This is a genomic window from Nitrincola alkalilacustris, assembly GCF_008973755.1.
GTDB lineage: Bacteria > Pseudomonadota > Gammaproteobacteria > Pseudomonadales > Balneatricaceae > Nitrincola > Nitrincola alkalilacustris.
This window is the reverse complement of record NZ_WBOM01000011.1, coordinates 1-24,082: the sequence shown is the minus strand read 5'-3', so window position 1 is coordinate 24,082 and position 24,082 is coordinate 1. Positions and strand designations below refer to the sequence as shown.

The following is a 24,082-nucleotide window of genomic DNA, read 5'->3' as shown; positions in this document are numbered from 1 at the left end:
TTCAGACATCCATGCCCTTTTTGATGGCTTGAGTTCAAGCCTGCACTGCTGATAAGACTGCTTATAAAAATCAGCCAGCGTATATCAAACGCATACAGCTTCTAGCCATCATGCGTGGTGTCTGAGTACTATAATGAAAAAGGCCTGCAGTACTGAATAGACTACAAGCCCATATTTTCGATTATCCTGATATTCGATTTACTTGTCACCTGATAATGACAAGCATCATCAATATCAGATTTCAATCACATCAAACGGTACTTCCGGATTCACATCCGCTTCGTAATCTATGCCTTCGATGCCAAATCCAAACAGCTTCAGGAACTCATCCTTGTAGAGGGCATAGTCCGTCAGCTCGAACAGGTTCTCGCTGGTGACCTGAGGCCAGATCTTGCGGCAGGCGTCCTGCACGTCAGCACGCAGCTCCCAGTCATCCAGCCGGTAGCGCTGATCTTCATCCATCTGCGCGCTGCTGCCATACAGACCGGTGCTGAACAGACGATAGACCTGCTCCATGCAGCCCTCATGAATGCCCTGCTCGCGCATCACCTTGAACGCCATCGCCAGATAAAGCGGCATGACCGGAATTGCGGAGCTTGCCTGAGTCACAACAGACTTGAGCACAGCAACATTGGCCTGGCCATCGAGACTGTTCAGGTGCTGGCCCAGACGCTTGGCGGTATCATCCAGATGCTGCTTGGCCTTACCCAGTGCACCATCCCAGTAGATCGGCCAGGTGATGTCTGAACCAATGTAGCTGTAAGCCACCGTTTTGCAACCTTTGGCCAGCACTCCAGCATCCGACAGTGCTTCAATCCAGAGTTGCCAGTCTTCACCACCCATGACGGTCACGGTGTCCGCCACTTCCTGCTCGGTCGCAGGCTCGACAGCTGTCTCGATGATCACATCTTTATTGGTGTCAATTGCGGTTGAGTGGTAAGGCTTGCCAATCGGCTTCAGTACAGAGCGCACCACTTCGCCACTATCGGGCAACTTGCGCACCGGCGATGCCAGCGAGTAAACCACCAGATCAACTTGCTGCAGGTCGGCGCGAATCAGCTCAATCACCTTCGCTCGTGCTTCATGAGAAAAGGCATCTCCATTGATACTCTTGGCGTAAAGACCCGCTTCATGAGCCAATTTTTCAAAGGCTGCGGCATTGTACCAGCCTGCCGTGCCCGGTTTTTTATCCGTTGCAGGCTTTTCAAAAAACACACCCAGTGTCGCCGCTCCCGAGCCGAAAGCAGCCGCAATACGCGACGCCAGGCCATAGCCACTGGATGCACCGATAACCAGAACCCGTTTGGGTCCGTCCTTGATCTCGCCCTGCTGACGAGTGTAGGCGATCTGTTCACGCACATTGGCCTCACAGCCAACAGGATGAGTGGTTGTACAGATAAAGCCGCGAATCTTAGGTTTGATAATCATATCGGTCGTGTTTTCTTTGTCAGGTCTCAGGGTTTGGAGATATCGTCAGCTCGACGAATCGAAACAGTGAGTTAAGATAGCCTATTTCACTGTTTTTTGACAGTAGATGTGCTTCAGCGCGCTTCCAGAAAAACAAAATACACTTCAACAACCACTTCCTTCATTAGTCTTGCCAAGAGCCAAAAAACTGTGCCATCTGCACATCATCTCTTACGACGACAGTGTTCAAAAAGCACTGTTACACAGTGCATCCTGTTCAATTCTAAAAACTGGTATATGCTTCCAACGGTCATAAATCGTACAAAAACAATATTAACGGGACGATTAATTATGAAAGAAACGGACTATCCACTGAGTGAAGTGCCAGCGAGTGCACGTAAGGGGCTACTTTCAACATCCCTGGTTTTGCTTGGTTTCACTTTCTTCACTGCCACCATGTGGGCAGGAGGGTCTCTGGGGACCTCATTCAGTTTTTATCAACTGCTGCTGGTTATTCTGATTGGTAACCTGTTGCTCGGCATCTATGCGTCAACACTGGCTTATATCGCCTGTAAAAGTGGTCTTAACTCGGTATTAATGGGGCGCTTCTGCTTTGGTGAACGAGGCAGCAAGCTATCCGACTTCATTCTCGGTTTCACACAGATCGGCTGGTATGCGTGGGGAACGGCGACACTCGCTATTGTATTAATCAAAACAACCGGGCTCCCTGAGACGCTGGAAACACCACTGATGATCCTGTTCGGTTTTGCCTTCTGTGTGACGGCCATGGTCGGTTACAAAGGATTGGACTGGCTCTCACGTTTTGCGGTGCCGGCGATGATGCTGTTCATTTTGCTCAGTCTTTACACTGGGCTGACTGACATTGGTGGCCTGAGCGTACTGGTGGGACTAACACCCACCGACAGTATGAGCATGACTGCTGCGGTCACGGTTATTATCGGTACGTTTGTCAGTGGTGGCACTCAGGCAACCAACTGGAGCCGCTTTGCTGCCAGCCCAAAAATAGCCGTTATCGCCACCATGGCGGCGTTCTTCGTCGGAAACGGCTTGATGGTGTTGACCGGCGCCTTCGGTGCTCTGATCTATCAGCAGGCTGATATCGTCGATGTTCTGATTGCACAGGGTTTTGTTGTTATTGCTGTTTTGATGCTCTTCCTCAACATCTGGACCACTCAGGATAATACGATCTATAACTTTTCCGTGGCCGGTTGCAACCTGTTGCGTACGGATAAACGCCAGTTGATCACCATCTGTGGTGCAGCCATCGGCACAGTCCTGGCAGTAGGTGGTATGTATAACTTATTGATCCCTTTTCTGATTCTGCTGGGCACTTTCATACCCCCCATCGGCGGCGTGATCATGGCCGACTTCTGGCTACGCCACAAAGGGCGCTATCCAAAACTGGATGAGGTGTCCCTGCCGGCATTCAACTGGTGTGGTCTGGGCGCCTATGCTGTGGGATCTTCCGCCGCCTATTTTTCGCCAGTACTCCCTCCGGTGGTGGGCGTTATCTGTGCCGTCCTGGGCTATATGGTCCTGAGTAAAGTCCCCGTGGCAAACCATGATTTGAGTACTGAGCGTTCATGACTATCAGTTGTGCAGATATAACGCGCTTGCCTGGCCTCGAAACCATCCGGTTTCGGGCCGGGCTTAAAGGTGCTGGACGAGTTGTACGTTGGCCCTATATTGCCGAGAATGAATCCATCTCCCTTTGGATTAATGGGGGAGAGTTGGTTTTTGTTACAGGCATCAACCTCCTGCGCTCTGAAGAAAGCCTGTGCAGTCTTATTAGGGAATGTGTTGAGCATCATGTCGCAGGGCTCGTTGTGCTGACTGGAGACACCTATATTCGAGCAATTCCACAATCGGTACTGAGACTGGCCAACGCACTGAATTTCCCATTATTGGAGCAGCCCTATGCACTGAAAATGGTCACCGTCACCGAAGTGATCAGCCAGGCAATTGTTCAGGATAACCTTCTTGGGCAATCGGTCCGGATATTTCTGACAAGGCTGATGAATGGCTTTGCTGATGCACCTGAACTGATACATCTGCGAAGCAACGAACTAGGACTAGCTGATAATGGCCAATATTCCGTTATGGCGCTCGGTTTCAAAAATCAAACTGCTGATCAAATCGGAACCAAAGAGCATCTGTATCAACATACGCTGCTTGAGCAGGAGCTAAATGAACTATTGAGGCGCCGCAATAACCATTGGCCGGTTCTTGTGTGTGAGCAGGACTTTATCGTGCTGTGGCCTTCGGGCTCAGACAGCCATGAAAAAATGGAAGATGCCGATCAAGCCTTGAAGACACTGTCACGGCTGATGCACGGCCCAGAACTATCCATAGGCATCAGCGATTCCCAGGTGGATCTTATCTCTTTTTCCCAGGCTGTAGAGCAAGCCAGGCAGGCCTTAAGTTTTGCGATCAATCACTCTCACCAGTCTATTTTTCTGTATGAGCAACTCGGTATTTGCACGCTGTTTGCCGCGATACCACAGCGCCACCTACTGGTCGATTTTTGTCAGAAACAGTTAGGGAAACTCTGTTTCTCCCGTGAACCGAGGCTTATAAAGCTCAAAAAAACGCTGCATGTTTTTCTCAGTCACTCAGGTCATCATGTCGAGACGGCCTATGCCCTCGAAATTCATCGCAACACGCTGACAAATCGCTTGAAAGCGATTGAAAAGCTGACTGAACGAGATCTCAACGACGCTTTTCAGCGACTGAACCTTCAAAATGCACTATTAATTGAACAAATGTTACTGCATCACCACTCCATCGGTAATTAAACGAGGCTTTCATGGATATTATCAACGCACGTCTTCGACAGAACCCATCTCTGTATAGAATACGTATCGACAATGGACTGTTCAGCAGTATGGAGCGCCAGAACGGCACTTTGAAAGGATCAGACGGACAACTGGATGCTGCCGGAAAACTGATCTGCGCCCCCTTTATAGAGCCACATATTCATCTGGACGCAGCCCTCACCGCAGGCGAACCGGAGTGGAACCACAGCGGTACCCTGTTCGAAGGCATTGAGCGCTGGAGTCAGCGCAAGCCGATGCTGAGTGCTACTGATATCCGCAGCCGCGTGTTCAAAACGCTGAACCTGCTGATCAACAATGGTGTTCAGCATATTCGTACGCATGTCGATACAACAGATCCGAGCTTGCTGGGGCTACATACGCTATGCGCGCTGCGAGATGAATTGAAGGATCGCATCGACATTCAGGTGGTCGCATTTCCTCAGGAGGGGATTCTCTCCTATCCGGATGGGGCGAAGTTGCTTGAATCTGCCATAGAGGCCGGTGCTGATGTCGTTGGCGGCATCCCACACTTTGAATATACCCGCGAGCTGGGTGAGGCCTCAGTCAAAACACTGATTCAACTGGCCCTCAAATATGACAAGCTGGTCGATGTACATTGCGACGAAACGGATGACCCTGGTTCTCGCTTTCTGGAGGTGCTGGCCGCAGAGGCACTGTTCAACGATATGGGCGCCAGAGTCACGGCCAGCCATACAACCGCCATGCACTCCTACGACAATGCCTATTGTTCTAAACTGTTCCGCCTGCTGGGCCGTTCCGGTATCAACTTCGTATCCTGCCCGACAGAAAGCATCCATCTGCAGGGGCGCTTCGATACCTTTCCAAAACGCAGAGGTGTGACGCGCGTAAAAGAGCTGCACGCAGCCGGAATCAATGTCAGCTTTGGCGAAGACTCGATCTTCGACCCCTGGTACTCGCTGGGTAACGGTCGCTTGCTGCGAACACTGGATTTCGGGCTGCATATCTGCCAGATGATGGGTTATGAAGACTTCAGCCATGCACTTGATTTCATCACCGACAACAGTGCCCGCACGCTGGGGATACAGGATAGCTATGGTATAGAGGTGGGCAAACCGGCCAGCTTTATCCTGCTGGATGGTGAGGATGATTATAGCGTCCTGCGCATGCAGAGTGAGGTGTTGATGTCGGTAAGAAAAGGCAGGATATTGATGCAGAAGGAACCCGCAAAAGTCATGACTCCAGCACTTTTCAGCATCTGATGCTGTCCAAGGAATCAGCTCCTGTTCATGTCACGTGCAGTAAAGTCTCGTACATTAAAAGTCACGTACATAAAACCAAGCTGATTCCAAGGTTCCAGGGGACATTCATGATTATCAGATATCTACTCTTAGTGAGCCTCGCTCTTGTACTATCAGCCTGCTCGATCTATCCGAGAACGCCTGAGGCTCAGGCAGCTTATCATGCCAAACAGGCTGTCTCTGCCATCTCAAAGGATAACTGCACCAATGCAGTCGTTCACGTAGACAGCGCACTGTCCCGGGCAACCGGTGAGGGAAAAATCAGCGAGGTGATGAACAGCAATCCGGCATTGCTGGCCTGCTATCTCGATCTGCTTGAGACCGCCTCGCGCCAGATCACCAATCCTGCCCATGCCAACACCACTCATGAAAGAATCATCAAGGCAGCATCGGCAGGCTTTCTACCTGCAGCTCAGGCCCATGCTTTGCATGAACAGCTCAACATCACGGTTGCAGAGGGCAACAGATCCCGCGCCATCGCATTTGATCTCGGAGATGACCTGGGTTACTTCCCTGCCCTGCAACAACCCGAACATCAAACCCTGATGATGAGACAAACCATCAGAAACCTGCAGAACCCCGAGTATCAGCCCCGTTCAGTATCACAGTTGATCGCCTATGCTGGCCAACAACCTATCGGTTCGGAAACACGTCAGTATATTGAAAACCAGCTACCGAACCTGAACATCAGACGTGACGAAATTGCAGCAGTCAGTCCGCTGTTTCCAGATTTCGCTGCCAAGCGACTTCGGGAGATAACCGCAGAGGTATACCTGCTGCTCGTTCAGGGTGACCGACTACTTGAGGATGATTTGATCCTTCTGATGAATGAGCATATTCGTGGCATAGCCTGGCGCTCGGCACCAGAACCGGGTGTCATCACCCTGGAGATAGAGCGGGTACGCCACAATGAACAGCAATCACCAGAGGCCTTGCAGAGTGTTTACTACTCGGAAGAGCCACTGTTTCTTTCCAGCGCCTTTCACTCAAGACACCAAAATGTGCTCTATATGCATGAGGTGCGTACCGGTGCATTTGAGATCGACTATGGCTATGTTGTGCGAGCCCGCCGGAATGGCGAAGAGATCCACGACAAGGTGCTGCGTGGTAAGGTTCAGAATCAGTATACACGCTGCCAGAGTGTGCAGATCCATCACCTCTTTGGCACAGCGATGCCTGCACACTCAGGCATCAGCTACTCAGCACAGGCGCAGTGCCGGGGCAATGAGCCAACAGGCTTCGAGCCCCTGCGTGAGGAGATACTGATGCTGCTGGTCGATGAGGTACTCAGCATTCCCGAGATCAAGCGGGTACATGCGCTGAACTGAAACTTGAGGGTATATATCACGAACACCAGGTTCACTTTTCTGCCCGGGGAAGCTGGGAGTTGAGTACCAATCGGTACTGGCCTCAAAAGATTCAGAGCAGGCCGCTCGCCAATCTACAGGGCGAATATGCAACTATCATCGATTCTGAAGCACTGTTAAGGAGATGGCTTTGATCACGATACGTCGGATAACAACAACCGAACCAGATACTCTTATGCAGCTCAGTGAACTGCTTATTGATGCGATTGAAGGCGGCGCGTCGGTTGGTTTTCTGTCGCCTGTTTCACGCAGCAGTATTGAGCTGTACTGGCAAGGCGTCCTGTCGGCACTGGACAAAGGACTCGTACTGTTGCTGGCTGAGGAAGAAGGAAGGATTGTCGGTTCAGTTCAGCTTGATCCCTGTCAGAAGGAGAATGGGCGACATCGTGCCGAAGTCCAGAAACTCTTTGTGCTAAGAAGTCATCGTGGCAGGGGTATTTCATCCCTGTTGATGCAAGCGACTGAAGAACAGGCCACTGCCCTGGGCCGCACTCTGCTCCACCTGGATACGCTGGCTGGCTCACCTGCTGAGTCGATCTATCAGCATCTGGGCTGGCAGCGTGTCGGCGAGATCCCGGATTACGCTGCTGAACCCGGCGGAGTTCTGTTTCCAACCGTTATTTTCTACAAAAAGCTCCCCATGTTCAGTGAGTGAGCATCCGATGTGGAGTCGGTGTGACCACTAACCGAATAGGCAAACCTGCTATTCATAAAACATCGCTGACAATTGCTCCTGCATTGCCAGCATACTGCACATCCCTGTGCATAAAAAGGGAAGACATGGTGCCCTCCCTTATCTGATCTTATTCAGCTCCACTCAGATCTGGATCTGATTACCAGGCACTGCTGAACTGTTCTTCCGGCAGTTCAGTGATGGTGGCACTGCCTGCATTGATCATCTGAGCAAAGCCGAGATAGCGCGGCAGGATCTGTGCAAAATAGAAGCGAGTAGTGCTCTGCTTGGCCGCATAGAAGCTGTCATCACTGCTTTGCTGCATCGCTTTGGCCGCTTCAGCCTGACGCAGCAGCTCCCAGCCACCTGTTACTGTGCCAGCCAGCATCATGAAGTTGTAGGCAATGGCACCCGGCAGCTGTGCATCCGCCTCGTACCCTTGCAACAACAGATCACGGGCGACTTCCAGCGCCTTGACGCCATTTTCCAGTTCAGCGGCAAGATCAGAAAAATGCTCAGCACCAGCGATAGTTGCGCGCATTTCAGCGATCAATGCTGTCAGCGCACGACCTTTATCCATCGTGGTTTTACGACCAACCAGATCCAGAGCCTGGATACCATTGGTGCCTTCATAGATCGGCAGGATACGTGCATCACGGAAGAACTGTGCAGCACCTGTCTCTTCGATAAAGCCCATACCGCCGTGAATCTGCACCCCCAGAGAGGTGACTTCCTGAGCGATTTCGGTACACCAGCCCTTAACGATAGGCGTCAGCAAGGCTGCTCGGGCACGCTCATCTTCACGTTGTGCAGCATCCTCGGCATGCTCAGCAAAATCCAGGCTGCCACAGGCATCATAGGTCAGAGCGCGTGCCGCTTCGGTCAATGATTTCATCGTCAGCAACATGCGACGCACATCACCGTGGCGAATGATCGGACCCGGTTCACGGGAACCGACTGCAGGCCCTTGAATACGCTCACCGGCAAAAATCAACGCCTTCTGATAGGCCCGCTCAGAGATGGATACGCCCTGCAGACCGACACCCAGGCGGGCATTATTCATCATGGTGAACATGCAGGCCAGACCACGGTTGGGTTCACCCACGAGGTAGCCCACAGAACCATCAAACTCCATCACACAGGTCGGGCTGGCATGGATACCGAGCTTATGCTCCAGTGACAGTGCACCGGCACGGTTACGCTCACCCAGGGAACCATCAGCATTGACCAGATACTTGGGCACGAGGAACAGCGAGATGCCCCGCACACCAGCCGGTGCGTCCGGCAGACGAGCCAGCACCAGGTGTACGATGTTCTCAGTCAGACTGTGATCACCCCAGGTGATGAAGATCTTCTCACCCGAAATAAGATAATGATCGTCTTGCGGTTCTGCCTTGCAACGCACCTGAGACAGGTCGGAGCCCGCCCCGCCTTCGGTCAGGTTCATGGTGCCTGCCCACTCACCGCTGATCAGCTTGGGCAGGTAGATATTTTTCAATTCATCGCTGGCATTCAGATAGAGGCACTCAACCGCGCCTTGGCTCAGCAGTGGGCAGAGACCCCAGGAGAGGTTGGCCGACTGCCACATCTCCATAACCGGTACAGACAGCAGGTATGGCATCCCCTGGCCGCCATATTCGGGATCAAACTGCAGTGAACCCCAACCACCTTCTGCGTACTGCTGATAGACCCCGTGGAAGCTTTCAGGGCAGACAACACCGTCCGGACCAAGCTTGACGCCCTGCTGATCCCCTTCCCAGTTAGTGGGTGCAATTACATCACGGGAAACGCGGGATGCCTCTTCCAGAATCGCATCAACCATATCGGCCGATGCATCCTCAAAACGCGGCATTGCCGATAGCTGCGTCATCCGTGCAACCTGATTCAGAGCCAGTTTCATGTCTTTCAGCGGTGCGTTATAGTCAGCCATACATCAACCTTCTGTTACTGTTCAGATTTTTGCTCTTGATCCATCACCCGTCTGCGTAGTGATGATGCCGCAGCGTTAATAGGGTTTTTACCTATTCTAGCATGACAAATGTGACGAATAAGTACAAAATCACCCAGATTGGTGCTGAACATGAACCATTTTGATAATTAATTTCCCGAGGAGTGAAATAATGCAGGATCTGCACGGCTACTATCTTGAAGACCTTGAGGTCGGAATGAGCGCATCCTATGCCAAAACCGTTTCCGAGGCCGATGTGTATATGTTTGCCGGGGTATCGGGTGATAACAATCCGATTCACATTAACGAGGAATACGCCAAGACCACTCCCTTTGGCACGCGTATCGTGCACGGTATGTTCAGTGCTGCGTTGATCTCCACAGTGGCCGGTACCCGTCTGCCTGGCCCTGGTGCGATCTATATCGATCAGCAGATCAAGTTCAAGGCACCGGTGCATATCGGTGATACGGTCAAGGCAACACTGACCGTAACAGAGATTGATGAGCGCCGCCGTCGGGTCAAGATGAGCACAGAAGTAACCGTTGGCGAAACTGTTGTTGCCACCGGCGAGGGGACCTTCATGGTCGACAGACGCCCGGCAGACGCCCAACAGACAGCTGCTCAACAAGCAAACAGCGGCGAGTAAGACTGTGGACCGCATCAGCGAACTGGAGCAGGAGCTGGCGGAGTGTCGCCGCAAAGCGGATCGCTATCGTCTGTTGGCTGAGCAGTCCACTGATATGATCTCACGCAATGCGGCGACCCCGGACTGGACCTATATCGATGTCAGCCCGGCGGTCGAGCGTATTCTGGGGTACAGGGTGGACGAAATTATCGGCATGTCGGGCTATGCGCTGTTTCATCCCGACGATGCCGATAATCTCAAGAAACGCGCCGACAGTGTTCGTTACAGTCGCGGCATGTACACCAACACCTACCGCTATCGACACAAGAATGGGCATTATATCTGGCTGGAAACCACCAGCCGTACCATCCGTGATGAGGATGGCAAGCCGCTGGAGGTGATCTGCGTTTCACGCGATATCACCGAGCGGGAGCTGGCCCAGCAATCCACCCGCCGCCTCGCGCGCGTAGTTGAAGCCGCCTCGGATATGATCCTGTTCTGTAATCACCGCACGCATCAGCTTACCTATATCAACGAGTCCGCTTACCGGACTCTGGGGCTGGAGCAGGAAAACCCGGTCGTGCTTTACCTCGACCAGCTCTTCCCGAAGCAGGTTCTGCAGGAGATGATCGAACCGGCGTTGCAACACGCTGCGCTGCATGGTGTCTGGTACGGCAGCATTCCTCTGTTACCGCCCGGCAGCCTGGAGCGGGTCGCTGAGCTGCGTGAGATCATCGCGCATCGCAGCCGTAATGGTAATCGGCAGGTGGAGTACTACTCCATTATCGGACGTGATATCACCCTGCAGCGCAAGGCCGAGGAACAGTCCAAGCGTCAACAACTGGAAATGGCACACATGTCGCGGGTGCTGTCGGTCGGCGAGATGGCCACCGAACTGGCGCATGAGATCAACCAACCGCTCGCGGCCATTCTGAACTACTGCAACGGTACTCAACGACGTATCGAAGAGGGCAAGATCCGCGAAGTAAGCGAAGTCGCCCAGGCGATGGAGCTGATATCACGTCAGGCGCACCGATCCGCAGAGATCATCAAACGGATTAGACGTTTTGTAAGGCGCACCGACTATCAGCGCATTCTGTTTCCGATCAATGAGACCTGTGAGGAGGTCACCCGCTTTCTGCATCAGGAGGCCAGTGATTACAACATCAAATTCACATTCCGTTTTGAAGGCAACCTGATGGTGGAGGCTGATCGGGTTCAAATCGAGCAGGTGCTGCTCAATCTGGTCAGGAATGCGATTGAAGCATACGATAATCAACAGGGGCGCGAACGTCAGGTCATTATCCAGACAAAACAGCTGGACCAGCACCTGCAGGTCAGTGTGATTGACAAGGCCTGCGGCATCTCTGAAGAGCGATTGCGGGGACTGTTCGAGCCTTTCATGACAACCAAGGCGAATGGCCTTGGCATGGGATTATCAATCTCGCGCACCATCATAGAACAGCATGGGGGCCAACTCTGGGCCGATAGCGACCCGGCGTCAGGCACCCGATTTCATTTCAAGCTGCCATTAAAGAGCGGCGAATAAGAAAAATATACGCATACAACACAAAGGGCATCAACATGAATACATCAGCTCAGGAATCAGTGTTTATCGTCGACGATGACGATGACTTTCGCGAATCGGTGAAGTGGTTGCTGGAGTCTTCCGACTACCCGGTTGAAGCCTTTGCCTCTGCACGGGAATTCCTCGAGGAGTATGACGGCAGGCAGGGCTGCATGCTGCTGGATGTGCGGATGCCAGAGATCAACGGCCTGGCGCTGCAGCAGATCATGAAGGATCGGGAGATACTGCTGCCAATTATCGTGATCAGCGGACACGGTGATGTGCCGATGGCGGTAAACGCGATGAAAAATGGCGCGGTGGATTTCATCGAGAAGCCGTTTGATGAGCAGCAGATGCTTAGGCTGATCAACAAGGGCTTGCAGGAGGCGGAAAAACGCTTTCAGCAATTGCGGCAGCAACGTCAGGTACAGGCTCGCTACGACAGTTTGAGTCAGCGCGAATGCGAAGTGATGCAACTGGTGGTAAACGGTAAGGCCAACCGTGAGATCGCGGATATTCTGGGGATCAGCCCGAAAACGGTGGAGGTGCACCGTTCACGGGTGATGAGCAAGATGCGTGCAGACAATCTGGCCCAACTGGTGCGCATGAGTGCCGAGATTAAAGCGCCAGAATAAAACGCCGAATCTCCTCAATGCTGGCTTCGGGTTGCTCCAGATGCGGGCTATGGCCGCAGGCCGGGATAAAGTGAGGCGTTGCCTGTGAGCCTATGCCACGGGCAATGTCTGTCACCTGCTCCGGCAGGCCGTAGCTGTCATCCACTCCCTGCATGATTAGAGCTGGACACTGAATCTGATTGAGCCAGGGTGTCAGATTGAATGAGGACTGAAAGGAGTCTCTGAGCCAGGTTTCATGCCAGGCACGGAACAGTAGATCGGTACGATCACCATGGTAGCGCGCCAGGCGCTCCGGCAGATCGGAGCTCTGGTAACGCTCAAGGGTTTGCCTTATCCCTGCCAGCGTCAGATCATCCACCTGAATGTGTGCCGCCATGGTGATCAGCCCGATGACACGGGGCGACACCGCTGCGCCCACCAAAGCAACTGAGCCGCCATCACTGTGCCCGAGCAGTATCGCCTGCTCCAGCTCAAGTGCATCCAGCAGTTTCGGCAGCCAGATGCGCCCTTCCTGCTCCAGATAATCATCTGGGCGAGGCAGCGTGATCGGAGATGATGCCCCATAGCCAAGACGCTCATACACCAGCACATCCAGCCCTGTTGCCTCGCTGATCTGCTCGGGGAAATCGCGCCATAGCGCGATATTGCCTAGCGCCTCATGCAGCAGCACCAGCGTCGGCCCGCCACCAACCCGCTCGATATGCCTGACCTGAAGCTGCACCTCCGGGCTCAGTTGCACAGGATAATCTCGAACCACCGGCATCATCATCAATGCTCCGGAATCGAATAGGTCAGTGTGGCGTGGGCAACCGGATCATCGTTTCCTTCGGAATAGAGATAAACTTCCCCCATCCCCAGCCTACGCCCCACCTTGAGCATACTGGCCTTCGCCAGAATATCCCTTTCAGGCGAAGGCTTGCGCAGAAAGTTGATATTCAGATTAATAGTCACCGCCAGTGCTACCGGGCCGATTCGGCTCAGCAACGCACCATAAAGGGCTACATCTGCCAACGCCATCAGAGAGGGCCCGGATACGGTAGCACCGGGGCGCAGATGCTCGTCGCTGATCGGCAACCTGAAGTGCGCCCAACCATCCCCTGCTGCTTCTATCTGGCCAAAACGAGCCCCCTGGGGGAACTGCTCGGCCAGAAATATCTGCAATGCCTGCAGATCCATTTTCATAGGTTTGCTCCTCAGATCGCCTGATCAAACTCTTCACGGGCGCGGTTACGCAGAATAAAGCGCTGAATCTTTCCACTGGGTGTTTTCGGTAGCTCAGTCACAAACTCGACCTCACGTGGAAAGGCATGGGTCGACAGGCGCTCACGAACCAGAGTCTGCAAGTCATGCCGGAGCGACTCATCCGCATCATACATGGGCTTGATCACGACATAGGCCTTGATGATAGCACCCCGCTGCGGGTCTGGCTTACCGACAACCCCCGACTCGGCCACCGCCGGATGCTCCAGCAGAGTACTCTCGACATCAGCAGGCCCGACACGATAGCCCGCCGTGGTAATGATATCATCGTCCCGACCCGAGAAGGAGAAGCTGCCATCACCGTGTGCAATCACCACATCACCGGTCAGGTAGTAACGCCCCTGGAAGGGGTCCTTCTCGCCCCAGGTGTAGCCGTCAAAGAAAAACAGCGGCGACTCCTGTACATCTACTGCCAGTTGACCGGTCTCACCCGGGCCCACCTCTTCATAAGCACCGTTGAGTGCCACGACACGATGACCGGGCATGGAGTAGCCCATCGAACCGGCACGTTCCAGGTGTTCAAGCGCGTGATGGTTGCAGCAGGTCATACCGGTTTCAGTCTGGCCATACTGGTCCATTACCGGGCATCCCAGACGGCGTTTGACCCAGCTCACCACTTCGGGATTCAACGGCTCACCGGCACTGCTGGCTACTCGAAGGCCCATGCTCTCCCCTTCAGGCAACAGATGGTCGTTTGCCATCAGCAGTCGATAAGCGGTCGGCGCAGCTGCCAGATTGGTGATGCCGTATTTACGAATCATCTGATAGGTCGTATCCGGGGTGAAACCGTGCTCATTGAAATGCGTGGCATGCCCCAACAACAGCGGGCCGGTCACAGCATAATAGAGGCCATAGGCCCAGCCGGGATCCGCCACATTCCAGAACTTGTCTTCCGGGCGCAGATCCAGCGCGTACTTCATGTAGACATAAAAGGAGAGCAAGGCTCTGGCAGGCACAGCTACCCCTTTGGCTTTACCGACAGTACCCGACGTAAACATCTGCAGGAAGGGGTCATCGCCCGAGATCATCACCGGCTCAAACTGGTCAGACTGCTGCTGCAACTGGGCATGGAAGTCCGCATCCTCATGCGCATCGGCTCCCTCTTCCGTCACTCTGAGTATCGTCGGGCAATCCTTGACGTCATCAAGCTTGCTGCGGTTGGCACTGTCTGTGACGACCAGACGCGTCTCCGCACGCTCGAAGCGATAAGCGATGGCGCCTGAGCCGAAAGCTGTGAACAGCGGTTGATACACGGCACCGGCACGCAGCGTACCGAGAATCACGACCAACAGCTCAGGACAGCGAGGCAGCAAAGCGGAAACTCTATCGCCCTTTCCAATCCCCTGGGACTTGAGATAGTTGGCAAAACGGGCGGCTGAGGATTGCAGCTGCGCAAAAGTCAGGGTCTGGGCCGGGCGCTCGACCCCCTCATAGTACAAAGCTACTCGATCGGGATCACTCGCCCACTTGTCACAGATCTCGACACAGACGTTGAGCCCTGTGTCCAGGCTGCCCTGCAGCACCTCGGCCGCCAGTTGCTCCGGATTGAATCTGGCATAGAAAGCTGAATATGCCTCTGTACTCATGCTGGAAATCCTCTGTTCACCGCTCCTGCGCATCCTGCATCAACGGTTTGCTGTACATCCTGTACAGTGGTTTATTATTAGGGTTATCCCCTAAGTAATATCACTTATCAGTCTTTACGACAACACTCTTTTACAGCACAATGCGCACAAAATTCGCCAGCCATGCAATAAGACGGTAAAATTTGTGGCGGATAATAATAAAAATCACCAATCAAGAGTTTATGCGTTATGGGTAATATTCTGGTCAGTGCCTGCTTCATGGGCGAGAAAGTCCGTTTTGATGGCAAACACAGCCTTCTGGACCACCCGGCACTGAAAAAATGGAAAGAAGAGGGCCGAATTGTGATGGCCTGCCCTGAGGTGCTGGGAGGACTCCCCACCCCTCGCCCACCCGCCGAAACACAATCGCGGTTTCCCATACTGATACAGACCAGCGAAGGTGAAGATGTCACCCCACAGTATCTCGCAGGAGCCGAGGCCGCTCTGGAGCTGGCACGCAAGCACAACTGCTGCTGTGCTCTGATGAAGTCACGCAGCCCCTCCTGTGGCAACAAACAGATTTATGATGGCAGTTTTTCCGGCAAACTGACCGATGCGCCGGGCGTCGCTGCGGCCGAACTGATTCGTAACGGGATCCCCGTTTTCAATGAGCGCCAGATCAATGAGCTGATCACTTTCATGGAGCAGCAGGGAGATGCTGCGGCCTGAATAACGCGCGCTCTTATTGAGCAGAAATTGAACTTCGACTTGTTACCGCTTCGATAGCCCCCTAAAATGGGGGCTATTTTTCGTCTGATACGGAACCCAAAGATAATGCGTGCGAGTCAATTCCTGATCTCTACCCTCAAAGAAACCCCGACCGATGCCGAGGTGATCAGCCATCAGCTGATGCTGCGTGCCGGCATGATCCGCAAACTGGCATCAGGCCTGTACACCTGGTTGCCGATGGGCCTGCGCACCCTGCGCAAGGTAGAGCGTATTGTTCGCGAAGAGATGGAAGCCGCAGGCGCTCTGGAAGTGTTGATGCCAGCCATCCAGCCGGCAGAGCTCTGGCAGGAATCAGGCCGCTGGGAAAAGTATGGCCCTGAACTGCTGCGCCTGAAGGATCGTCATGACCGCGATTTTTGCGTTGGTCCGACCCATGAAGAGGTGATCACCGACATGATTCGTCGCGAGATCAAGAGCTATAAGCAGCTCCCAGCCAACTTCTATCAGATACAGACAAAATTCCGTGACGAGATACGCCCACGCTTTGGTGTGATGCGCTCACGTGAGTTCATCATGAAAGATGCCTACTCCTTCCACAGCAACCGCGAGTCGCTGCAGGAAACCTACGACCGGATGTACGACGCTTACGTTCGCATCTTTACCCGTCTGGGTCTGGATTTCCGTCCAGTACTGGCTGACAACGGCTCCATCGGCGGCAACTCATCGCATGAGTTCCATGTACTGGCCTCCTCTGGCGAAGATGATATTGCCTTCTCCGACAGCAGCAGCTATGCCGCCAATATCGAGAAGGCAGAAGCGGTTGCACCAGCCGGAGAGCGCGCGGCACCTTCTGAAGAGTTGCGTCTGGTGGATACGCCAAACACCAAAACGATTGCGCAACTGGTCGAACAGTATAACCTGCCGATCGAGAAGACGATCAAAACCCTGATCGTGGTAGCCAGTGACGAAGTAGACGCTGATTTTGTCGCGCTGCTGATCCGTGGCGATCATGAACTGAACGAAGTCAAAGCTGAAAAACTGCCTCAGGTAGCTGCACCTCTGCAGTTCGCAACCGAGGAGCAGTTCCGCCCGATCATTGGTGCAGGCCCAGGTTCACTTGGCCCGATCAACATGCCGATCCCTGTGATCATCGACCGTACCGTAGCGAAAATGGCGGACTTCGGTGCCGGTGCCAATATTGATGACAAGCACTATTTCGGCATCAACTGGGAACGCGATCTGCCACTGCCCGAAGTCGCCGATCTGCGTAATGTCGTGGCCGGAGATCCCAGCCCCTGTGGCGAAGGCAAGCTGGAGATCAAGCGCGGCATCGAAGTCGGCCACGTATTCCAGCTCGGCAACAGCTACTCCAGCGCCATGAATGCTACCGTCCTGGATGAAAACGGCAAAGCCGCCATCATGGAGATGGGCTGCTACGGTATCGGCGTGACCCGTGTAGTGGCGGCGTCCATTGAGCAGAACCATGACGAGAATGGCATCATCTGGCCACTGGCCTTGGCTCCGTTCACCGTTGCGCTGGTACCCCTGAACTATGACAAGTCCGAAGCGGTTCAGGTGAAATCAGATGAGCTGTATGCCCAGCTTCAGGCAGCCGGTATCGATGTGCTGCTGGATGATCGCAAGGAGCGCCCTGGCGTCAAGTTTGCGGATATGGAACTGATCGGTGTTCCGCATCGTGTGGTGATCTCTGAGCGTGGTCTGGGTAACGGTCAGCTGGAATACAAGGGGCGTCGCGACGGCGAGTCTCAGGATATTGCAGTGGATCAGCTGGTGTCTTTCCTGCAACAACAGCTGAGTTGATCACTTTCCCCCTGCCTTGATTCAGGTTCCGGTTGCATCGACTGATGCAGCCGGGATCTCTTCCTTACAGCGACATTTTCCTGACAACGACCTCCCGCTTAATACCGACCTGGCTTCCCGAAGTTTCAGCAAAATACTTGCTAATCCTGACGTTATGTACAACGCTTATCATGCAACCCGGTGCTGAATGGTTCCTCCCAGGAACAGGTGCACCCGATACGACCGGCTATCAACAACAAAAATAACATCTGATGCTGAAAGACAAGGGCTCTCCTTAAGACAAGGGCCTCCTTCGTCGCCAGTATGGGAGCTACTGCATGTCATTAACCGTTGCTATCCCCAAGGAAACCAGTAAAGACGAAACCCGCGTCGCAGCCACCCCCGATACCGTCGCCAAGCTGATCAAGCTGGGCTATTCGGTTGTGGTTGAGCGAGGTGCAGGTGCCGCCGCTCACTTCACTGATGAGGCCTATCAAGCCGCAGGCGCCGAGATCACTACACCGGCCAAAACCTATACCCGAGCTGATATTCTGCTCAAGGTTAACGCCCCTCAGATTCGCCCTGACCTGAAAAACGGCGATGAGGTGGCCCTGATGAAACCAGGCACTTATTTTGTCAGCTTTCTGCAGCCAGCACTCAACCCGGAGATGCTGCAGAAGCTTGCCGATAGAGGCGTTACCGCCTTTGCCATCGATGCAGTCCCCCGTATTTCACGTTCGCAGAAGATGGATGCCCTCAGCTCGCAGGCCAATATCGCGGGTTATCGTGCGGTGATAGAAGCTGCCAATGTGTTCGGTCGCTTTTTTACCGGTCAGATCACGGCAGCAGGCAAGGTCCCGCCTGCAAAGGTGATGATCATTGGTGCTGGTGTAGCTGGCCTGGCTGCCATCGGCACGGCCAAATCAATGGGCGCAATCGTGCGTGCCTTCGATACCCGACCGGTGGTCAAGGATCAGATCGAGAGTATGGGCGCAGAGTTTCTGGAACTGGATTTCAATGAGGATGGAACAGGTGCAGGGGGCTATGCCAAGGAGATGAGCAAGGAGTTCATTGAGGCCGAGATGGCGCTGTTCCGGGCGCAGGCGAAGGATGTCGATATCATCATCACCACTGCCCTCATTCCCGGCAAACCAGCGCCGAAACTGATTCTGGCCGATATGGTGGAGTCGATGAAGGATGGCAGCGTCATAGTGGATCTGGCCTCTGCCAATGGAGGTAACTGTGAACTGACAGTACCTGAAGAGGTAGTGGTGCGGCACGGCGTCACCATCATCGGCTATACCAACCTGCCTGCGCGGCTGGCTGCTCAGTCGTCACAGCTCTACTCAACCAACCTGGTACATCTGCTGAGCGACCTGACACCCGAATCCAATGGCGAGATCGTGTTGAATATGGAGGATGAAGTACAGCGCGGCTTCACGGTGGTGCATCAGGGAGAGATCACCTGGCCACCACCGATTCGCCCGGCACCTCAGGATGGCGGCACCAAACTAGCGGCAGCAGCCCCACCCATTGAAAAACCAAAAGAGAAACCAAAAGCTTCCGCCAGAACCATCGCCACTTACTGGGCGATTGCCGGTGTTCTGCTGCTCTCGCTGGGATCGGTTGCGCCACCTGATTTTGTCGTGCACTTCTTTATCTTTGTGCTCGCCATTTTTGTCGGCTGGCAGGTGATCTGGAACGTGAAACACAGCCTGCATACACCACTGATGAGCGTGACCAATGCAATCAGCAGCATCGTGATCGTCGGGGCTTTGCTGCAGATCTCGGTTGAGGGCAGCGTGATAGTGCCGATACTGGCCACCATTGCCGTGTTTGTTACCAGCATCAATATTGCCGGTGGCTTTTATGTCACTCACCGCATGCTGAAAATGTTCCGGAAATAAGGAGAGCGTTATGATAGGCACTATCTCGATGGCGTACCTTTTTTCCGCCGTGATGTTTATTCTGAGCCTGGGAGGGCTGAGCTCACAGGAAACCGCCAAACGCGGTAACTGGTATGGTGTCACCGGTATGGTGGTGGCTGTGCTGGCCACTATCTTCAGTGCATCGGTACAGGCTTACTGGCTGATCGCACTGGTAATGACGATCGGTGCGGCGATTGGCCTCGTCCTGGCACATCGTGTCGAAATGACTGCAATGCCGCAACTGGTAGCGATGCTGCACAGTTTTGTCGGACTGGCTGCTGTTCTGATTGGCTGGAACAGCTATCTGGACCCTGGTTATCATTACACCGGCTCAGCGATGGTGATTCACAATACCGAGATCTATCTGGGGATCTTCATTGGGGCGATTACCCTGACCGGCTCACTGGTGGCGTTCGGTAAACTGCAGGGCTTTATCTCCGGCAAACCACTGACGCTTCCGGCACGCCACCTGCTGAACCTGGTCGCACTGATCGTTATAGTGCTGATGCTGTTTATCGTGGTGCCTCAGTCGCCCAATGGCGGTGCAGCCTTCCTGATACTGGTGATGACTATCATCGCGCTGCTGCTGGGTATCCATCTGATCGCGGCTATCGGTGGTGCCGATATGCCGGTCGTGATCTCCATGCTCAACAGCTACTCCGGATGGGCCGCCGCTGCCACAGGCTTCATGCTATCGAATGACCTCCTGATCGTGGTCGGCGCACTGGTCGGCTCGAGCGGTGCAATCCTCTCCTATATCATGTGCCGTGGCATGAACCGATCATTCATCAGCGTGATACTGGGTGGATTCGGTACCGACTCCTCAGCAACAGGTGGTGATGAAGATCATGGCGAGGTGGTCGCGACAACCTTTGAAGAGTTGGCTGATGCGCTGGATATGGCCGACAGCGTGATCATCGTGCCAGGATTCGGTATGGCGGTAGCTACAGCTCAGACCGCTGTCAGCGACCTGACCGATGTGTTGCGCAAAAAAGGCAAGACGGTACGCTTTGCGATCCACCCGGTGGCTGGCCGACTACCCGGCCATATGAACGTACTGCTGGCCGAGGCTAACGTGCCCTATGATATCGTCATGGAGATGGACGAGATCAACCCCGACTTTAAAAAGACCGATGTCGTGTTGGTCATCGGGGCCAACGATATCGTCAACCCGGACGCCATCGAACGCCCCAACAGCCCGATTGCCGGCATGCCGGTGCTGGAAGTCTGGAATGCTCGCCTGTGTGTGGTACTCAAGCGCAGTATGGCAACTGGTTATGCTGGTGTGAAGAACCCGCTGTTCTATAAAGAGAACACGCGGATGCTGTTTGGGGATGCGAAGGAGAGTGTGCACAGGATTGCGCATGCGTTGGAGTGAGTTGATATCAGTCAGGAAGTGTACAAGAATAAGGGTTCAGAGCTTGGAGAGGACACATCATGACTGATAACCCGCCGCCAATGGCAATAGACCTTCAGGGAGAGCGTTGGCGCCAATGGATACTGGATAACCTGCAGCGCAACTGCTCTCCTGCAGAAATGCTGAAGCGTATGGCATCTGGCGCCTGGGATAGAGAGAAAGCGGCACAGGCACTGGATGAGGGGCTGACTCTCCTGGGTATACCCAGAGACTGGCGTAAACCCCTGCCTGCAATCAAGCAATCCGCCAGCGTGACCAATGGTGATGGACAGCCAGTCCGTGTACTGAGTCGTTTCGAGAAACCACATGCTGTTTTGCTCGACCAGCTCCTCAGCGCTGAGGAGTGCAAGGCGCTGATCGATTATGCCTACAGCAAGGGGTTAAGAAAATCCGGCGTTGTAGACAGCGGGACAGGCCAAAGTATCGAACACCATGCGCGTACAAGTACCAGCGTGTTTTTTACCCGTGCAGAAACCAGCTTGATCGATATGCTGGAAACACGCCTGGCCAACCTGACCGGATGGCCGGTCGAGAACGGTGAAGGCCTGCAAATGCTGCAATATGAACCCGGGCAGGAGTATAAGGCCCATTACGACTGGTTCAACCCCGAAAACCCTGGCTCGGCATTGCACCTGCAACGTGGTGGGCAGCGCGTCGGCACGACTGTGGTCTATCTGGCGATACCGGAAGAAGGGGGCGGCACACGATTTCCAGGCAGTGGAATAGAGGTCTACCCGAACGCTGGTGGTGCTATTTTCTTTACTGACATGGATGTATCGGGCGAACCTGATATGACCTCCCTTCATGCCGGCACACCGGTAATCAAGGGAACGAAGATCATAGTGACCTATTGGCAACGGGAGGGGGCTTTCAGGGTTAAAGAATGAGAAAAAAGGGCCGGTTAATAGGCCGGCCCTTGGATTTCAGTTCAGTGAATATGCACTATTCCAGACCAGAAATGCCCTGATCGATCAGGTGATCGATTATCTCTTGTGTAGTGGTATCAGCTACTACAATGGTCTGATCAGCACCAGCACCGGACTCACCCAACTCTCCAGTAGTGCTAATGAATATAGTAGTATCATCGCCGGACTGCGTTATCTGGATATAATCCTCTATAGAGTCATCATTTCCCTTATTTGACAGGAGGTCTTGGATATCCAATGCATCCTCCTCAGACAGGTTGAAGTTGTTGACCTGGTCCACCCCTCCGACATCTGACAAGGTCCAGACGAAAGTATCAACGACTCCATCTTCTCCATCGAAGGTATCATCATCTGTAGTCGCATTGTAAGTAGCTGTTTCTGTTTCTATTTCTACTTCTGTTTCTTGAACTACAAAGGGCTCAAAATTCCCAGAGTTACCACCCATGTCTACATAACTTAGAGGCTTGATCAAAAAGTCTGCCCCTAAAGGCTGGCCACCGCCAGTCAGTTGCCCTCCATCAAAAGCGATATACTTGAAATATTCACCCTCTCCTTCAAGAGCGAACGTTTGCTCACCAATGCCGGACAGAGGTCCACCGCCCACACGACCGCCATCTGCATTGAACGCATGCCAATAGGAACCTGCGACCTGGCCATTGATTTCAAATGTCACACTGCTTACTGGCCCACTCAGGTGTACAAGCAATGCTTCATTCGTATCAATACCCATGCTATCAGTCTGGCTTTTGTGATCAACGCCATAGTAACCATCAACATAAGAAACAACTGCAGACTGATGGTTTGCTATAGCAGCAGAGGTAAGTCCGTTGTTGTTTGCATAATTACCAGAACTTTCACCCTGGCCTGAGGTATGTGCGGTCATATTCGCAATACCAATTGGTTCTGGCTCTGGTTCTGGTTCTGGCTCTGGCTCTGGCTCTGGCTCTGGTTCTGGTTCTGGTTCTGGTTCTGGTTCTGGTTCTGGTTCTGGCTCTGGTTCTGGTTCTGGTTCTGGCTCTGGCTCTGGCTCTGGCTCTGGCTCTGGCTCTGGCTCTGGCTCTGGCTCTGGCTCTGGTTCTGGCTCTGGTTCTGGTTCTGGTTCTGGTTCTGGCTCTGGCTCTGGTTCTGGTTCTGGTTCTGGTTCTGGCTCTGGTTCAGGAGCCGGCTCGGGAACGGGTGCAGGAATCGCAGGATCAGTTGGAGGTGCTACAAAAACTGGCTCTTCTTCGGCTGGCTCTTCCTCTTCAGGCTCCTCTACTACAGGTTCTTCAACAATCGGCTCTTCAACAGGCTCCTCAACGACTGGCTCCTCTTCTTCGGGCAGCTCACCAGCAGCAAACTGGACTTCAAACCCGTCAGTTTCAGTACCTTCAAAGTTAAACTCCTGATCCCCTACCTCTTCCGAGATACGATCCAACCGAACAAAGCCATGGCCATCACCACCATCGCCCCCTTCAGCTCCGGCAGCAGGCGCTTCGAGGTCATCCAGCAGGTCGCCCTCGCCCTCAAGAGCTGCCAGCAGATCATCGATGCTCTGATCCTGAACAATATTTTCAACAGGTGCCGGAACTGTGCCCGCCGCCATGCTTTCTGTCATCGGGATATTCTGTTCGCCGGTGAACACTACCTGCTCACCGCCGCCAAAATCCAGACTGATTCGGGTACCCGCTGCGGTTACCAGCACTTCGCCAGTCGACAGCGTGTCGCCCACTTGTAAAATTCGTAAGGATCCATCCTCTCCTCTTGCCCAGGCATCGCCGGCAAGCTCCATGACAACAGCTATATCACTCATGGTCTTTACCTCTATCAGGATATTGGATGACTAACCTTTAAAAGCATGGCTTCTAGTATTAGCACAATCTGATTATGACTGAATCATAGGTGATTAATATTGTACTACCGTACAATTCGTACGGAATTAGATTCAATTGCACAGGCTGTGAAATGAAAATGCAGCATATAGATACTGTCGTGACAGTGTCATGGTGATAATCGAGTAGGGTGAGGCGTCACCGCCTCATCCCTCTCACAGAACCGTACGTACGGGCCTCGTATACGGCTCATGCCTTTAACTTACCCCGAGCTCGGGGACAGCGATACCCGTTTTCACTTTGGTTA

At 53.5% G+C, this 24,082-nt stretch carries 19 protein-coding genes; 13 read left to right on the top strand and 6 right to left on the bottom strand.

Annotated elements, in window-relative coordinates:
- Positions 1–234: 234 nt before the first annotated feature.
- The gene (gene fabV, locus F7R27_RS16750; protein WP_151705418.1) at positions 235–1,428 is read right to left on the bottom strand and encodes an enoyl-ACP reductase FabV; all 1,194 of its coding nucleotides are present in this window, start codon (positions 1,426–1,428) and stop codon (positions 235–237) included.
- Between the two features lie 330 nt (positions 1,429–1,758).
- Here fabV and codB point away from each other — a divergent pair, with 330 nt between their 5' ends.
- From codB to F7R27_RS16725, 5 genes are all read left to right on the top strand, one after another.
- On the top strand, positions 1,759–3,015 hold the full coding sequence (gene codB, locus F7R27_RS16745) for a cytosine permease (protein ID WP_151705417.1): 1,257 nt from the start codon (positions 1,759–1,761) through the stop codon (positions 3,013–3,015).
- Entirely contained in the window at positions 3,012–4,223 is a 1,212-nt protein-coding gene (locus F7R27_RS16740; RefSeq protein WP_151705416.1) for a PucR family transcriptional regulator, read from the top strand. Before codB ends, F7R27_RS16740 begins: the two co-directional genes overlap by 4 nt.
- A gap of 11 nt (positions 4,224–4,234) precedes the next feature.
- The gene (gene codA / locus F7R27_RS16735; RefSeq protein ID WP_151705415.1) at positions 4,235–5,485 is read left to right on the top strand and encodes a cytosine deaminase; all 1,251 of its coding nucleotides are present in this window, start codon (positions 4,235–4,237) and stop codon (positions 5,483–5,485) included.
- 107 nt (positions 5,486–5,592) lie between these two features.
- Entirely contained in the window at positions 5,593–6,852 is a 1,260-nt protein-coding gene (locus F7R27_RS16730; RefSeq protein ID WP_151705414.1) for a hypothetical protein, read from the top strand.
- Positions 6,853–7,021: 169 nt separating this feature from the next.
- A complete protein-coding gene (locus F7R27_RS16725) occupies positions 7,022–7,546 on the top strand; it encodes a GNAT family N-acetyltransferase (RefSeq protein ID WP_206060546.1) in 525 nt (174 codons plus the stop codon).
- A 178-nt stretch (positions 7,547–7,724) separates the two neighbouring features.
- Here the strand turns inward: F7R27_RS16725 and F7R27_RS16720 are convergent, their stop codons facing one another.
- Positions 7,725–9,494 (bottom strand): acyl-CoA dehydrogenase C-terminal domain-containing protein, encoded by a 1,770-nt coding sequence (locus tag F7R27_RS16720; protein WP_151705412.1) that lies wholly within the window; start codon positions 9,492–9,494, stop codon positions 7,725–7,727.
- A 190-nt stretch (positions 9,495–9,684) separates the two neighbouring features.
- On the opposite strand from F7R27_RS16720, the gene F7R27_RS16715 reads away from it, so the two are divergent.
- From F7R27_RS16715 to F7R27_RS16705, 3 genes are read left to right on the top strand one after another with little or no spacing between them, the layout of a single operon-like run.
- Positions 9,685–10,158, top strand: coding sequence for a MaoC family dehydratase (locus tag F7R27_RS16715; RefSeq protein WP_151705411.1), 474 nt, complete (start codon positions 9,685–9,687; stop codon positions 10,156–10,158).
- A gap of 4 nt (positions 10,159–10,162) precedes the next feature.
- Positions 10,163–11,686 carry a PAS domain-containing sensor histidine kinase gene (locus tag F7R27_RS16710; RefSeq protein WP_240776417.1) on the top strand — a complete coding sequence of 508 codons (1,524 nt, stop codon included), beginning with the start codon at positions 10,163–10,165 and terminating at the stop codon, positions 11,684–11,686.
- A gap of 35 nt (positions 11,687–11,721) precedes the next feature.
- On the top strand, positions 11,722–12,339 hold the full coding sequence (locus tag F7R27_RS16705; protein WP_151705410.1) for a response regulator transcription factor: 618 nt from the start codon (positions 11,722–11,724) through the stop codon (positions 12,337–12,339).
- Here F7R27_RS16705 and F7R27_RS16700 read toward each other — a convergent pair.
- From F7R27_RS16700 to F7R27_RS16690, 3 genes are read right to left on the bottom strand one after another with little or no spacing between them, the layout of a single operon-like run.
- Positions 12,323–13,105, bottom strand: coding sequence for an alpha/beta fold hydrolase (locus F7R27_RS16700; RefSeq protein ID WP_151705499.1), 783 nt, complete (start codon positions 13,103–13,105; stop codon positions 12,323–12,325). The genes F7R27_RS16705 and F7R27_RS16700 overlap by 17 nt on opposite strands.
- A 2-nt stretch (positions 13,106–13,107) precedes the next feature.
- Positions 13,108–13,521, bottom strand: a complete 414-nt coding sequence (locus F7R27_RS16695) for a PaaI family thioesterase (protein ID WP_151705409.1) — start codon at positions 13,519–13,521, stop codon at positions 13,108–13,110.
- 11 nt (positions 13,522–13,532) lie between these two features.
- A complete protein-coding gene (locus tag F7R27_RS16690; protein ID WP_151705408.1) occupies positions 13,533–15,185 on the bottom strand; it encodes an AMP-binding protein in 1,653 nt (550 codons plus the stop codon).
- Positions 15,186–15,413: 228 nt separating this feature from the next.
- Here F7R27_RS16690 and F7R27_RS16685 point away from each other — a divergent pair, with 228 nt between their 5' ends.
- The 5 genes from F7R27_RS16685 to F7R27_RS16665 all read left to right on the top strand — a co-directional run bounded on the left by F7R27_RS16685 (position 15,414) and on the right by F7R27_RS16665 (position 21,925).
- Positions 15,414–15,893, top strand: coding sequence for a 2-thiouracil desulfurase family protein (locus tag F7R27_RS16685; RefSeq protein WP_151705407.1), 480 nt, complete (start codon positions 15,414–15,416; stop codon positions 15,891–15,893).
- A gap of 105 nt (positions 15,894–15,998) precedes the next feature.
- Positions 15,999–17,714, top strand: coding sequence for a proline--tRNA ligase (locus F7R27_RS16680; RefSeq protein WP_151705406.1), 1,716 nt, complete (start codon positions 15,999–16,001; stop codon positions 17,712–17,714).
- 317 nt (positions 17,715–18,031) lie between these two features.
- The gene (locus F7R27_RS16675; RefSeq protein WP_151705405.1) at positions 18,032–19,600 is read left to right on the top strand and encodes a Re/Si-specific NAD(P)(+) transhydrogenase subunit alpha; all 1,569 of its coding nucleotides are present in this window, start codon (positions 18,032–18,034) and stop codon (positions 19,598–19,600) included.
- Between the two features lie 10 nt (positions 19,601–19,610).
- Positions 19,611–20,999: a Re/Si-specific NAD(P)(+) transhydrogenase subunit beta gene (gene pntB, locus F7R27_RS16670; protein ID WP_151705404.1), complete on the top strand. Its 1,389-nt coding sequence runs from the start codon at positions 19,611–19,613 to the stop codon at positions 20,997–20,999.
- 59 nt (positions 21,000–21,058) lie between these two features.
- The gene (locus F7R27_RS16665; RefSeq protein WP_151705403.1) at positions 21,059–21,925 is read left to right on the top strand and encodes a 2OG-Fe(II) oxygenase; all 867 of its coding nucleotides are present in this window, start codon (positions 21,059–21,061) and stop codon (positions 21,923–21,925) included.
- Positions 21,926–21,980: 55 nt separating this feature from the next.
- On the opposite strand, the gene F7R27_RS16660 is transcribed toward F7R27_RS16665, so the two are convergent.
- Positions 21,981–23,756 carry a retention module-containing protein gene (locus F7R27_RS16660; RefSeq protein WP_151705402.1) on the bottom strand — a complete coding sequence of 592 codons (1,776 nt, stop codon included), beginning with the start codon at positions 23,754–23,756 and terminating at the stop codon, positions 21,981–21,983.
- Between the last annotated feature and the right edge of the window lie 326 nt (positions 23,757–24,082).

What these genes read in the sequence shown, in the direction of transcription:
- fabV (WP_151705418.1), bottom strand. Translation starts at nt 1,428, where the DNA reads ATGATTATCAAACCTAAGATTCGCGGCTTTATCTGTACAACCACTCAT.
- codB (WP_151705417.1), top strand. Translation starts at nt 1,759, where the DNA reads ATGAAAGAAACGGACTATCCACTGAGTGAAGTGCCAGCGAGTGCACGT.
- F7R27_RS16740 (WP_151705416.1), top strand. Translation starts at nt 3,012, where the DNA reads ATGACTATCAGTTGTGCAGATATAACGCGCTTGCCTGGCCTCGAAACC.
- codA (WP_151705415.1), top strand. Translation starts at nt 4,235, where the DNA reads ATGGATATTATCAACGCACGTCTTCGACAGAACCCATCTCTGTATAGA.
- F7R27_RS16730 (WP_151705414.1), top strand. Translation starts at nt 5,593, where the DNA reads ATGATTATCAGATATCTACTCTTAGTGAGCCTCGCTCTTGTACTATCA.
- F7R27_RS16720 (WP_151705412.1), bottom strand. Translation starts at nt 9,494, where the DNA reads ATGGCTGACTATAACGCACCGCTGAAAGACATGAAACTGGCTCTGAAT.
- F7R27_RS16715 (WP_151705411.1), top strand. Translation starts at nt 9,685, where the DNA reads ATGCAGGATCTGCACGGCTACTATCTTGAAGACCTTGAGGTCGGAATG.
- F7R27_RS16705 (WP_151705410.1), top strand. Translation starts at nt 11,722, where the DNA reads ATGAATACATCAGCTCAGGAATCAGTGTTTATCGTCGACGATGACGAT.
- F7R27_RS16700 (WP_151705499.1), bottom strand. Translation starts at nt 13,105, where the DNA reads ATGATGCCGGTGGTTCGAGATTATCCTGTGCAACTGAGCCCGGAGGTG.
- F7R27_RS16695 (WP_151705409.1), bottom strand. Translation starts at nt 13,521, where the DNA reads ATGAAAATGGATCTGCAGGCATTGCAGATATTTCTGGCCGAGCAGTTC.
- F7R27_RS16690 (WP_151705408.1), bottom strand. Translation starts at nt 15,185, where the DNA reads ATGAGTACAGAGGCATATTCAGCTTTCTATGCCAGATTCAATCCGGAG.
- F7R27_RS16685 (WP_151705407.1), top strand. Translation starts at nt 15,414, where the DNA reads ATGGGTAATATTCTGGTCAGTGCCTGCTTCATGGGCGAGAAAGTCCGT.
- F7R27_RS16680 (WP_151705406.1), top strand. Translation starts at nt 15,999, where the DNA reads ATGCGTGCGAGTCAATTCCTGATCTCTACCCTCAAAGAAACCCCGACC.
- F7R27_RS16675 (WP_151705405.1), top strand. Translation starts at nt 18,032, where the DNA reads ATGTCATTAACCGTTGCTATCCCCAAGGAAACCAGTAAAGACGAAACC.
- pntB (WP_151705404.1), top strand. Translation starts at nt 19,611, where the DNA reads ATGATAGGCACTATCTCGATGGCGTACCTTTTTTCCGCCGTGATGTTT.
- F7R27_RS16665 (WP_151705403.1), top strand. Translation starts at nt 21,059, where the DNA reads ATGACTGATAACCCGCCGCCAATGGCAATAGACCTTCAGGGAGAGCGT.
- F7R27_RS16660 (WP_151705402.1), bottom strand. Translation starts at nt 23,756, where the DNA reads ATGAGTGATATAGCTGTTGTCATGGAGCTTGCCGGCGATGCCTGGGCA.